We start from the raw sequence: 13,096 nt of genomic DNA on the forward strand, positions 1-13,096 counted from the left end.
AGCTTTTGAGTTCTTTTAGTATTCGAATCACTGTAGTTAAAGACACCGTGCAAAGCTTAGCAATAAAACTCAAAGAAACTTTATCCGTTAGTAAAGAAATGATTTTGTATCTCAAATGATTGGCAATAGAATGTTTTGGAAGAACAAAGTAAGATTGTGCAGTCCAATAGGTTTCACAATTTTTACATTTGTAGCGCTGCTTTTTTAATTTCATAACCATCGGCATATGATTATATTCATCAAAACGTATGGTAGTTTTTTTCTTGCCATTTCTTACAATTACCGTTTTACCATCACTGTCTTTCACTGTGGATCCACATGATTTACAAGCTTGCGGGCAAGGAGATAGCGTTGCGTTGATCACTAAGCGCTGTTTTTTGTTCACTGTCTCGTAAGAGACATCTACAATTTCTAAATTTTTATCTGGCTCCACTTTTTCATCTGCACAAATAAAGCTCATTTTATCTTCAAGTGAAGCATGTGATCGAAACTCATCCACCATCAATACTTTGGGAAGAACCTTTTTAGCGTTTCCTGGAAGATAGCTTTTGAGTTCTTTTAGTATTCGAATCACTGTAATTAAAGACACCGTGCAAAGCTTAGCAATAAAACTCAAAGAAACTTTATCCGTTAGTAAAGAAATGATTTTGTATCTTAAATGATGGGCAATAGAATGTTTTGGAAGAACAAAGTAAGATTGTGCAGTCCAATATGTTTCACAATTTTTACATTTGTAGCGCTGCTTTTTTAATTGCATAACCATCGGCATATGATTATATTCATCAAAACGTATGGTAGTTTTTTTCTTGCCATTTCTTACAATTACCGTTTTACCATCACTGTCTTTCCCTGTGGATCCACATGATTTACAAGCTTGCGGGCAAGGAGATAGCGTTGCGTTGATCACTAAGCGCTGTTTTTTGTTCACTGTCTCGTAAGAGACATCTATAATTTCTAAATTTTTATCTGAGATTTTCTGGTCTTTGTGCGTGTATCTGGACATTTTTTGCAGTCTCTTTTTTATTGATTTTCTGAACTGGAAGAGCTTGAAGATTGTTGTTCTTCGCTACTACTTGATATTGAGCTGCTAGGTGTAGTGTTTGTACTTGATTCAGTACTCGAACTGCTCTCAGCTTCCTCAGAAGAGCTAGTAGATGAACTACTACTTGATTCACTTGTTGAGGATGAGGAACTGCTAGTACTTGATGTTGAGCTTGACTGTTGAATAGTTGTTGATGATTGGACAGGTGCTTGGTAAGTCCCTTTAAAGTATAATTCATTACCAACTCTAATTAAATCATTAGGCATTTCCCAATCCGTATTTTCAACAGATGACGAGACGTATGTCATCAGCTCGCGATAGACATCTGTTGCTACATGGGCTGATTGACTAGTAACTGGGTCTAAAATATTATTATAGCCAATCCAAACAGCCATCGAATAATGTGGTGTGTACCCGACAAATGTCGTATCTGGATAGACGGAGTAGGGCGATGTAATCTGCGCTAATTGTTCATCGGTATAATTGGATGTCCCGGTTTTTCCAGCTTGGTATAAGCCGTTAATGGCAGCATTATTACCTAGACCGCTAATCACATCCTTTAATATATCGGTGATCATATAAGCGGTACCTGCATCCATTGCTTTTGTTCCTTCAGCGCTATATGTTTTTTCAGTACCGTCAGGAAAGACAATTTTATTGACATATTGTGGCTTATAATAGGTACCACCATTGGCAAATGCAGCATAGGCAGCGGCCATTTTTAAGCTTGATATGCCATATTTGGTGCCATCTTGCTCTGTGTTACTTGTAATAGCATTAGCTTGAGAAATTGATTTATACTCAATTCCTAAGCCTTTAAGGAAAGTTGTGATATCATCGACACCCACATCTGCGAATAATTTGGCGGCAGGTACATTTCGTGAAAGAGCTAAAGCTCTTCTTAAGGTTAGTGTGCCATAATACAAATTATCCCAGTTCTTTAAGGCAGTCGACGAATTTTCGTAATTGTAAGGTTCATCGGTAATATATCTACCAGTCGAGTAATGGAGATATTGGAAAGCAGGTCCATAATCGGTAATTGGCTTCACAGTAGAGCCAAAATCTCTTTGAGTACTTACGGCAAGGTTGGTACCCAAACGCGTGTCTTCCGGGATATTTCTACCACCAATTTGCGCTACGACTTTACCAGAGGTTACATCGATTAGCGTAGATGCGACTTGCATCTCACTGTCAGGGTAACTAACGTATTCATCAGAGTTAACGATAGTGTACAATTGTTTTTGAGCATCGATATTTAGATTGGTATACACTTTTAATCCAGCAGTATCGATATCTTTACCCGTTTTTTCCTTAACTTCTTCTTTTACTTGCTTAATATAGTTATCGTAGTATTTCCAATTCGAATCCGTTGTTGCCAATTTTTGCAAGCCGTCGGAGACATCACTCTTAACGGCTGCTTCGTATTCAGCTTGACTTATCTTTTTATTGTCTAGCATAGCTTGTAGGACTAAATCTCGTCTGGATTTTGCAGCGTCTGGATTTACATATGGGTTATAGTAAGATGGTGCATTTGGCAGACCGGCAAGTAAGGCTGTTTGTGCTAAAGTTAACTCTTTCAATGACTTTCCATAATAGGTTTCACTTGCGGTCTCTATCCCATATACACCGTTGGCCATATAGACTTTATTGATATAGTAGGTAAGGATTTCTTGTTTTGATTTCTTACGTTCTAATTGGACGGATAACCATGCTTCTTGCGCTTTTCGTTTGAAAGTTTGATCTTCTTCATTTGTTGAGAAGTAGGATAGTTTTACAAGTTGCTGTGTCAAGGTGCTTCCACCCTGTTTTGTTCCTTTAAAGATATTTGAAATTGCTGAGCCGACTATCCGAATGGGATCGACACCAATATGTTTGTAAAAACGCTTGTCCTCAATAGAGACAATCGCATCTGCAAGTTGCTCGGGAACATCAGTAGGATCGATTTTTACTCGATTTTCCGTGCCGATGTCGATAAAGTTTTCATTATTCGCCGCGTACAACTGAGATGATACCGTTGCATCAAGTGCGGAATTAGTTAGTTTGGGTGTATCGCGTATATAGTATGCAAAAAGTGCAACGCCGGCGAGAAAGAGGATACATCCTAAAAATAGAAGTGCCAAAAAAATCTTACCAATGATAGAGTGGACTGATTTTTTTCCTTTTTTCTTTTTAGGTGCCGTTTTTTTGGTTTTTTCCTGTGGCTCTTTTTTGTGCCGATTGGTCCGTGATTCATTTGCCATATTGAGTCTCCTTTGATTGAATATAGGCATCAACTGCCTGAATATATGGGATTCTTGGAGCGATACCTAAAGAAATTTCAATTCCATTTTGCTCAATTACTCCGAGAGGTAAAGATTTACGTTGACTTGTCTCCCAATACGAAACTAAGAGAGGGCTTGGATAAAAGAAGCATCTCTGTATGGTGGAAAACCATAATAAAACAAAACAAAGTCCCCCTTGATTGCCACACATTTTCATATGAGTGATTTGATGTTGATGGAAATTTTTTAGTGGAAAGGATGTTTTATTTTTGGTTTCTTTGGCTTCAAAGTCAAGATACCTTCCTTTGTACACACCGTTGTAATCCGTGGTCGATGCTTCTTTGAAATACGCTTCTTTGATCACAGCTGCACTTCTTCGAGGGTAGTCGACCGAAACGATCTGGACAGGTGTGGGCTTTTTATGGACAACTGCTATATTGCGACTTAAATAGTAGTCATTGCTTTGATTGATAGCTTCCTCAAAACGCATTCCGCGATTAGCAAAATTGCTTTTTTTGTTGCCTTCAAGTATGGTTGGTTTACTTAGCTGATGACTAGGTCTTGCTTGACCGTTTGGATAGTGTATTACCACTTTTATCACGCTCCTGTCAATCAGTATACCAAAAAGCAATAAATAAAGGAAAGAGGATGTATGTGAAGCGCATAGTAATCACCGGTTATCGTGCAAGCGAACTTGGAATTTTTCAAGCTACAGATAAAAAAATTACGATTATTAAAAAAAGTTTAACTTCGCAAGTAAGGCAATTTATCGAGGATGGCTATCAATGGTTTTTAGTTGGTGGTAATTTGGGTATTGAAGTCTGGGGAGGTGAGGTCGTACTCGATTTAAAAAAAGAGTATCCGGAAATAAAATTAGGAGTTCTATTTCCATATCTTGAATTTGGCTCGAATTGGAATGAATCAAACCAACAGCTACGAGATAACTTAGTCGCAAAAGCTGATTATGTTGGGAGTGTCAGCCATGCACCGTATCAGAATAAAGCACAGTTACAAAATCATAGCCAATTTTTGCTGACGCATTCTGATGCGAGTTTTGTTATTTATGATGAGGAATATATTGGCAAATGCCAGCATTTTTATAAGCAAGCTCGACGATACGAAGAGCAAGCAGATTACGTTGTCTATCAATTAACGATGGATGATTTACAAAATAGCGTGTGGGCTGACGGATTTTAATTGATTTATGACTAGTTTTTCGATATGATAAGAGACAGATATGGTATATTAGAGAAGAGGTGTACAGATGTCAGATTTAATTTATTCGCCAAAAGATATTTTACAACAAGAATTTAAAAATAAAATGCGTGGATATGATCCGGTTGAAGTGGATGAATTTTTAGATAATGTTATTAAAGATTACGAAACGTATGCCAAGAGCATCCTCGAATTGCAAGAAGAAAATGACAAATTGCATGCGAAAGTCGCACAGCTGAGCAAAACACAGTCTGTTGTAAATTCACGTGTTCAAACAGAACTACCAAAAAGTCAAACAGTAACTAATTTTGATATTTTGAAGCGTTTATCGAATTTAGAAAAAGAAGTCTTCGGTAAAAAATTGCATCAAGATGTAAAAATTGAAGAAAAAACGACACCAGTTGTTACGTCTAATTATACCCAAGTGGAATTAGAAGACGACAACGAACGAACAAGACAATTTTAAGTTAAAAATTGTGGTTTTCGGATAATCGCGGTCTACATAGGTAGGCTGAGGAAAGTCCATGCTCACACAAGCTGCGATGCTTGTAGTGTTCGTGCCTAGTGAAACCATAAGCTAGGGTACCTATACGGTAACGGCAGGAAAAAGAGCTAAGGCTTTGCTATGCTTCAGTATCCTTGAAAGTGCCACAGTGACGAAGCAAATCAAGAAATTGATTTGGTGGAACGCGGTAAACCCCTCGAGTGAGCAACCCAAACAATGGTCGGGGCGCTTTTTGGAACGGAAATGAACGGAACAAAGAGGCAAGAAATTGCAGATAGATGATTATCCAAATTATTTTGCTCCCTGTAAAATAATTGGACAAAACATGGCTTATAGAAAATCACAGTAATCAGGGATTCCTTCCAATTGGAAGGTTTTTTTTTGGAAATAGCTACATTTTTTTAGATGAGATACATTTCCTGTCAATAAACGAGGAGTGAATTATGAAAAACAACCAAACCTTTCAATTAGTTGCGACAGCAGCAAGTGGATTAGAAGCATTAGTTGGTAAAGAATTAAGAGATCTAGGGATTGACTGTCAAATTGAGAATGGCCGTGCACGCTTTGAAGGTACGATCGAGACAATAGCCAAAGCCAATCTTTGGTTACGGACAGCCGATCGCATCAAAATTGTCGTAGGTGAATTTGATGCACTCACATTTGATCAATTATTTGAAAATGTCAAAGCCTTACCATGGGAAGATTTATTGCCACTCGATGCAGAGTTTCCTGTCGCTGGTAAATCAATCAAATCCAAGCTTTTCAGTACACCAGATTGCCAAGCAATTACGAAAAAAGCCATTGTCAATAGATTAAGAGAGTATTATCATCGTCCGGCGTCAATCCCATTGGCAGAAACAGGGGCGTTGTTTAAAATTGAGGTGGCTCTTTTAAAAGATCACGTCATGGTAACTCTTGATACGACGGGTCCTAGTTTGTTTAAGCGAGGTTACCGTCTTGAAAAAGGTGGCGCACCACTAAAAGAAAATATGGCTGCTGCCCTAGTTATGTTGACGAATTGGCGTAAAGATCGCCCGTTAATTGATCCTGTGTGTGGGTCAGGTACGCTTTGTATTGAAGCAGCGTTAATTGGTCACAATATTGCCCCTGGTTTTAACAGAATCTTTGCTTGTGAAAGTTGGGATTGGGTCGATAAAGCAGTGTTTGCGAAGGTTCGTTCTGAAGCGGATGACTTGGCTGATTATGATTGCGAGCTTGATATTACTGGTACGGACATCAATGGTAGAATGATTGAGATTGCACAAGCAAACGCCGATGAAATTGGGCTAGGCTCGTCCATTACATTTAAGCAACAAGCAGTCAAAGATTTTAAAACAGAAAAAGAATATGGTGTGATTATTGCGAATCCTCCTTACGGTGAACGTCTAGGTGAAGAAGAGACTGTCCGTAAATTGTATGAAGAGATGGGAGAGGTCTTTCGCCCTCTTGATACGTGGAGTAAATATATTTTGACGAGTGATTTATTATTTGAAGAATTTTATGGGCAAAAAGCAACCAAAAAACGCAAGCTTTATAATGGAGCGTTGCGTACGGACTACTTCCAATATTGGGGAAAACGTCCACCGAGAGTGAAAAAAGAAGAGGATGGGGTAAAATGAACGAAGCCACTTTTTTACAAGAATTAAAAGAATTAGATATGTTGCAACAAACACTTGCAATTTTAGAGTGGGATTCTCAAACCGGTATGCCAGAAGAAGGCAGCGAATACCGTGGAGAAACGATAGGCTATCTAGCTGGTCTCTACTTTGAAAAGAAAATCGGCGCAACAATTAAAGAAGCTATCACCTATTTTGAAGATAAGCCAGAAGAATTAACGGAAGTGGGCCAAGTCGCTCTTGGACTAGTAAAAGAGGAATATGAATTAAATCATGCCGTTCCTAATGAATTGATGGTAGCTTATTCAGCTGCGACATCTAAAGCGCATGGCGCATGGCAAAAAGCTAGAAAAGAGAATGACTATGCTTATTTTAAAGAGGCATTGGCAGAAAACATTCGCTTGACGAAAGAATTAATTCCGTATTGGAAAAAAGATGAGTCCACTAATTATGATGTTTTACTAAATCAATATGAACCAGGGATGACAACTGCTAAGTTAGACCAAGTCTTTTCTGAATTGCGCACGGGAATTATGACAATTCGTGAGAAATTGGCTACGGAAGGGACAGAACCAGTGACTGATTTCTTGAATCGCCACATGTCCAAAGCGCAACAAAAACGATTCATTACAAAAGTAGTTGCTGATCTTGGCTATGACTTTTCACGTGGTCGCTTAGATGACACCATTCATCCATTTGCGACAGGAATCAATCATCGCGATGTTCGGATTACGACTCGTTGGAATGAAAACGACTTTATGATGGCTGTCTTTGGTATTATTCATGAAGCTGGTCACGGGATGTATGAACAAAATATCGATGAAAAATACGAGTATACACCCGCTCACGAAGGGGCATCGATGGGCATTCACGAATCGCAATCGTTATTCAACGAAATAATTGTCGGCAGTAATCGAGCTTTCTGGGAAAAACAATACCCATTCTTCCAAGAATGTGCAGAAGGAACATTTGCTGACATTTCTTTTGAAGATTTTTATCGTTCATTAAAAAAATCGCAAGCAAGTTTAGTCCGCATCGAAGCAGATAGTCTAACGTATCCATTACACATTATTATCCGTTACGAAATTGAAAAATTAATTTTTGACGGAGAAGTGAGTATTGATGACTTACCAACTTTATGGAATGACAAATATGAAGAGTATCTAGGCATTCGTCCGGAAGATGATTTGACTGGTATTTTACAAGATGTGCATTGGTCAGGAAGTAGCTTTGGGTATTTCCCTTCATACGCACTTGGCTATATGTATGCCGCACAGTTGTACCATGCGATGGGCAAAGAGCTAGCAATCGATGAGATTTTAGCCTCGGATGACTATTCACCAATTAAACGATGGTCAACAGAGCACATCCATCAGTATGGAGCTTCTAGAAAGCCAAATCAACTGATTATGGATGCTACGGGCGAGGCGTTAAATCCGAAATATCTCTTGGATTATATGGAAAAAATCTACTTTGACGTCTACCAAGTGAAAAACTAATGGATTCATTTGCAGAAGTAAGTGCTTATAGTCAAGAGAAGTTGACAGACGAACGTACAGGTCATGATTTTGAGCATGCCAAACGGGTTTTGGCATGGGTTGAAAAAATTATCCAAGAAGATGGCTTTGTTGTAGATGAGTTTGTAGCTAAGAGTGCCGCTCTATTACATGATACCATCGATGACAAAGTTGTCGCTGACGTTACAAGCGCGCGGGAAGAGTTACTGATATTTCTCGGTCAAATTGCGACAGAAACGCAAGCTGACCAAATTATCGCTATTTTAGACAGTATGTCTTATTCTGCGAATTTACAGGAGAAGAAGTCCTTGTCTATAGAAGGACAAATTGTGCAAGATGCGGATCGAATCGATGCTCTTGGTGCCCAAGGAATTTTGCGAACGGCTTACTTTGGTGGATCAAATGGCCATCCGATTTTTGATAAGCATCTTTTACCGCGCACATATTCATCAAAAAGTGACTACCGCAAAGGTTCGACAGTCATTAATCATTTTTATGAAAAACTATTTCTGTTACCCGACCTAATGAACACGCCAACTGGAAAAAAAGAAGGAATACGTCGCAAAGTTTTTATGGAATCTTTTTTAACAGAGTTTTTTAACGAAATGGCTCTTTAGTTTTTCTTAGAATATGAGTCGATTTGTTTTCTTTTCGATATGAATTTCATATAATAAGGATAAGAGGAGAGGATTTCATGTTTTTTCAACAGGCGATGAAGCCGGATCAATTGTTACGAGTACTTCCCCATGTTTCCGAGTGTTTCTTCATAGTTGAAGCCAAGTTGGAAGAGCGTCTTTTCCAATTAGCCTTTTATAAATATGAAGAGTGCTATTTTCGACTTAAGGATGCACGAGTATTTGAACAAGTCAAAGAAATCTTGCTTGAAAAGCAAGGTGATGAAGCTGAACTTTTACCATATATAGAGCAAGCGTTAGAAGATAACTATTATATGGTTTTAGATAAAGCTTTCGTACAAATGGACTTGTCGCTACTGACAGTTGCGAGTCAAAAGAAACCCATATCTTTTTATTATTATGAATTTGTGGATGGTTTTCATACGAATTAAACGCTATAGCAAATAGATTCTTATGCCTCCAATTCATTTGATCTGTTCGAGTGAGTGGTGGTATCTGTTTGCTATAGTTTTTTTGTAGCGGCTACGAATGATTACTAAGAGTTTTGAAATCAACAATGCATAAATACAATCAAATGCAGAGTAAATCTGTGGTATACTAATCAAGATGTCTAGAGAAAGAAGGTGCGTAAATGTTATTTACCTCATTTGCATTTCAACCATATATCCAAACCGCCTTGGCGGATAAGGGATTTGTACACCCTACTGAAGTACAAGAGAAATTAATACCAATTATTAGCAAAGGAAAGAGCCTAATTGGTCAATCACAAACGGGCAGTGGGAAAACCCATACCTTTTTACTGCCATTATTTGACAAAGTGCAACCAGAAAAAAATGAAGTTCAAGTCGTAATCTGTGCACCAAGTCGGGAATTAGCTAGTCAAATTTATCAAGAAGCCAAACAACTGGCGTCATTTTCCGAAACAGAAATTCGTGTTATGAATTTTGTTGGTGGAACGGATAAAAAAAGACAAGTGGACCGCATCGCGAACCAACAGCCGCAAGTGGTCATCGGAACGCCAGGTCGTATCTTAGATATGATCAATGAACAAGCGCTTCAGATTCATACGGCATTCGCTTTTGTCGTAGATGAAGCAGACATGGCATTGGATATGGGATTTTTACCAGAAGTCGATCAAATTGCTGCGAAATTTTCTGAGGATATTCAATTTTTAGTCTTTTCGGCGACGATTCCAGAAAAGCTACGCCCATTCTTAAAAAAATACATGCAAAATCCAGTGATTGAAGAAATTGCTTCGAAAACGGTAATTTCGGACTCAATTGATAATTGGTTGATTTCAACGAAAGGCAAAAATACCAGTCATTTGGTGTATCAATTGTTAACGGTTGGGCATCCATATTTGGCCATCGTGTTTGCTAATACGAAACAACGTGTGAATGAAATTGCCAATTATTTGAAAGAACAAGATTTAAAAGTAGCTACCATTCATGGTGACATTAGTCCTCGTGAACGAAAGCGGGTTATGAAGCAAGTTCAAAATATGGAATTTCAATATGTCGTTGCGACTGACTTAGCTGCAAGAGGCATCGACATTCAGGGCGTTTCACATGTCATAAATGCAGAGATTCCTGACGATTTAGACTTTTTCATTCACCGTGTAGGCAGAACTGGTCGAAATCAACTAAGTGGTATCGCCATCACGCTTTACGATCCATCGCAAGAGCCACAAATTGAAGCAATCGAAGCCTTAGGGATATCTTTTGAGCCGAAAGAAATTAAAAATGGTGAAATTATTTCTACGTACGATCGTAATCGTCGAACGAAGCGTGAGAAAAAAACACAAGATGTATTAGATCCGACTTTAATTGGTATGGTGAAAAAGAAAAAGAAAAAAATTAAACCTGGTTACAAGAAAAAAATTCAGTGGGAAATTGATAAGTCAAAACAACAAAAACGAAGAATTGAGCAACGTCAAAAGACGCGCCAAGCGAAAAAACACAAAAAAAATTCAAGCCAATAATCCTGACCAAAAAGACCATAAATCCAGAAGTTGTTTCTCCAACTTTTGAAGTTTATGGTCTTTTAATTTGTGATTAAATAATTCTGTCTTCATCCATTTTTACAGTTTTTTGGTTTTTTGGTCATTTTTTGGCAAAGAATGCCATCTTCGTAAAAGGAGTCGCCCGACGTGTGATAGCCCAGCTTTTGATAAAAATCAATAGCTGTTAATTCAGCACTGAGAATACTGGTGTGAAAACCGTGGAACGAAGCGTACAATTCATAAAGAGTTAATAGATCCCAGCCGATATGTTGCATGCGATAGTCGCTTTGCACACAGAAACGATCGGGCTGAACGGTCGTAGGTGACAGGGTTTGAAAACGAATGGTTGCGACTGGAGAAAAGTCAGTTGACGTCACTAAAAAATAGTTGGTATCCTCTGTCTGGTCGCGCCAATCAAATTCATCTAATTCTGAAATCTGTTGTTCATGAACAAACACTTCCTGTCGTAACGCAAAGACTGCTTGTTTTAGTGTATCAGAATGACCAAAAAATAAATGGAACTTAGCGAGTGAGCTTTTTCTTATATGCTCATGAAGTTGATATGCTTGGAACCATTTTTGTTCTCTTACATGTGCCTGCGCATTGTTTGCACCACTAGTTGAAGGGCAAGTCAATGTTAATTTGTCGGTAAAGAAAGCTTGTTTTGCTCCTTCTTTAGCCGCTCTTTTTCCGTTAAAAATTATCAATGAGAGTTGCTCTCGTAAGAAATGAGAATCAAATGTATTTACAGTCGTGGATACAAAGGATTGGTCGGAACTTCCTATTCGTTGAAATTGATTGTAGACATCCCATAATCCTAATTGAAACTCTAGTAGTTTCTGACAGCGCTCAGCATAAGACAAAGGATCTAGTCGATAAAAGGAAGTAAAGAGTGGCCAGAATTGATTACCGACATGACCATAATACTCTTGTTTTTTTAAGGAGGTTACACTTGGAGCAGTTCCTAATATCAAGGTTTTAGTTGATTTTGAGAAGACGGGATGAAATCCAGAAGTCATTTTTATCCTCCGTTCTGTTATTTAGCAAAAAAGTGTTTTACTTTTAACTGATTTCCTGTGAGAATATAAGTATAATACAACTAGCAACAATGATGGGGTGAAAAGATGAATTTCTACGAGGTCCTAGATTGGAGCGTATGGAAAACGCTAGCCAAAGAAATGAAGGTACAAATAATTAGCCAATTACTTATGTATTTTGTTAGTCCATTAAAAAAAGTGTCTAATGTACGGTATATTGACTGTGCGCAAGACGGTATTAAATGCCAAACGTTTGAATTTCAAATTGACGGGGAATGGTTTGTCTTTGTCCCAGGAAATACGGATACGATTCTTGGTTGGGATTCGGGCGTCAATGGTCTGCCGACAACTGCTTGGCATGACAAATTAGAAAATGAAACAGAGCAAGTCAAAAAAATAATCCGAAACTATCAGCTAAAAACCAAAGATGATTGGACGACCTTTCTAAATGAATCGACTAGTCCACTTAGAAAAAAAGATATTCTACCAATGTTTGTCCAAAAGACTCCTCAGCCTGTCGGAACGAAGCTTATCGGCCATTTTCATATCATCACTGGTGAATTTTTTGGCCAACAAAAGATTTTTCAAACAATTGAACAAGACTTTCAAGCGGCTTTTTTAGCACCAGTCACTTTTGAAGAAAGTCTTAGTTGTGAACAACCCGCTACGCTCTATAAAGAAAATCAATTCTTTGCAAAACTGAATGCAAATCAAGAAAGCTATGATGTATATGTGCATCAACTTAGTAGCTATGATGAATTAAACGATCAATTGACGAATCACGTCTTTGATTTACTAGATGAAGATCAATGGGAGTATGCCATAGGGGCAGGAAGTCGCAAGTTATTCCGCTGGGGAAATATGGTGAGCAGCGACACACCGGATCAACACGCGTACATTGAACAAATGATCGAAAGTAAGAACATGTTTGGTCTGTCGTTTCAATCATTAGCTCAATGTTTTGAATTAACCGACTCGACTTGTGTCAAAGGGGAGCAATGGGAGCAAACGGGCTTGACCTTATTAGATTTACTGCCACAAGCTAGTTATTATCGATCTCGCCACAGTTTTGATCGGCAGGCAAAGTTATCACCGCTAGAATATAATTATCGTAAGGCAATTATCATTCGCTCGGAATGATTGACAATGCAGAGGAATTTCGCTATACTTCACAGGGTAGAAAAGGACATGACTTCTTTCAAAACAAGAGAGTTCTTAGTTGGTGAGAGAGAACAGAAAGTAAGTTGCTCCCTTTTTTTGATTCAG

At 38.3% G+C, this 13,096-nt stretch carries 11 protein-coding genes, 1 other RNA gene and 1 pseudogene; 9 read left to right on the forward strand and 4 right to left on the reverse strand.

The window, feature by feature from the left end; all coding sequences use genetic code 11:
- From NE257_RS04000 to recU, 3 genes and pseudogenes are all read right to left on the reverse strand, one after another.
- Positions 1–1,003, reverse strand: a pseudogene (locus tag NE257_RS04000) (transposase family protein); the annotation flags it as partial.
- 17 nt (positions 1,004–1,020) lie between these two features.
- Positions 1,021–3,282 (reverse strand): transglycosylase domain-containing protein, encoded by a 2,262-nt coding sequence (locus NE257_RS04005; RefSeq protein ID WP_251885830.1) that lies wholly within the window; start codon positions 3,280–3,282, stop codon positions 1,021–1,023.
- Entirely contained in the window at positions 3,272–3,895 is a 624-nt protein-coding gene (recU, locus tag NE257_RS04010; RefSeq protein ID WP_040366565.1) for a Holliday junction resolvase RecU, read from the reverse strand. Before recU ends, NE257_RS04005 begins: the two co-directional genes overlap by 11 nt.
- 56 nt (positions 3,896–3,951) lie before the next feature.
- On the opposite strand from recU, the gene NE257_RS04015 reads away from it, so the two are divergent.
- The 8 genes from NE257_RS04015 (at position 3,952) to NE257_RS04050 (ending at position 10,772) form a co-directional block, all read left to right on the forward strand.
- A complete protein-coding gene (locus NE257_RS04015) occupies positions 3,952–4,500 on the forward strand; it encodes an SLOG family protein (protein WP_251852410.1) in 549 nt (182 codons plus the stop codon).
- 67 nt (positions 4,501–4,567) lie between these two features.
- Positions 4,568–4,984 (forward strand): cell division regulator GpsB, encoded by a 417-nt coding sequence (gene gpsB, locus NE257_RS04020; RefSeq protein ID WP_007208313.1) that lies wholly within the window; start codon positions 4,568–4,570, stop codon positions 4,982–4,984.
- Positions 4,985–4,997: 13 nt separating this feature from the next.
- Positions 4,998–5,361, forward strand: an RNA gene (gene rnpB, locus NE257_RS04025) — RNase P RNA component class B.
- A 105-nt stretch (positions 5,362–5,466) separates the two neighbouring features.
- Positions 5,467–6,642 carry a THUMP domain-containing class I SAM-dependent RNA methyltransferase gene (locus tag NE257_RS04030; protein ID WP_251854621.1) on the forward strand — a complete coding sequence of 392 codons (1,176 nt, stop codon included), beginning with the start codon at positions 5,467–5,469 and terminating at the stop codon, positions 6,640–6,642.
- Positions 6,639–8,138, forward strand: a complete 1,500-nt coding sequence (locus NE257_RS04035; protein WP_251885831.1) for a carboxypeptidase M32 — start codon at positions 6,639–6,641, stop codon at positions 8,136–8,138. Before NE257_RS04030 ends, NE257_RS04035 begins: the two co-directional genes overlap by 4 nt.
- On the forward strand, positions 8,138–8,773 hold the full coding sequence (locus tag NE257_RS04040; protein ID WP_251885832.1) for an HD domain-containing protein: 636 nt from the start codon (positions 8,138–8,140) through the stop codon (positions 8,771–8,773). The genes NE257_RS04035 and NE257_RS04040 overlap by 1 nt, the downstream gene beginning before the upstream one ends.
- 77 nt (positions 8,774–8,850) lie before the next feature.
- On the forward strand, positions 8,851–9,222 hold the full coding sequence (locus NE257_RS04045) for a hypothetical protein (RefSeq protein WP_007208309.1): 372 nt from the start codon (positions 8,851–8,853) through the stop codon (positions 9,220–9,222).
- A 200-nt stretch (positions 9,223–9,422) separates the two neighbouring features.
- Positions 9,423–10,772: a DEAD/DEAH box helicase gene (locus tag NE257_RS04050; RefSeq protein ID WP_251854623.1), complete on the forward strand. Its 1,350-nt coding sequence runs from the start codon at positions 9,423–9,425 to the stop codon at positions 10,770–10,772.
- A gap of 89 nt (positions 10,773–10,861) precedes the next feature.
- Here the strand turns inward: NE257_RS04050 and NE257_RS04055 are convergent, their stop codons facing one another.
- Positions 10,862–11,812, reverse strand: coding sequence for a DNA-deoxyinosine glycosylase (locus NE257_RS04055; protein WP_251885833.1), 951 nt, complete (start codon positions 11,810–11,812; stop codon positions 10,862–10,864).
- Between the two features lie 105 nt (positions 11,813–11,917).
- Between NE257_RS04055 and NE257_RS04060 the strand changes: the two genes are divergently transcribed.
- The gene (locus NE257_RS04060) at positions 11,918–12,970 is read left to right on the forward strand and encodes a DUF7278 family profilin-like fold-containing protein (protein ID WP_007208306.1); all 1,053 of its coding nucleotides are present in this window, start codon (positions 11,918–11,920) and stop codon (positions 12,968–12,970) included.
- Positions 12,971–13,096 lie beyond the last annotated feature (126 nt).

This window comes from Enterococcus italicus (assembly GCF_023743875.1).
GTDB classification, from domain to species: domain Bacteria; phylum Bacillota; class Bacilli; order Lactobacillales; family Enterococcaceae; genus Enterococcus_G; species Enterococcus_G italicus.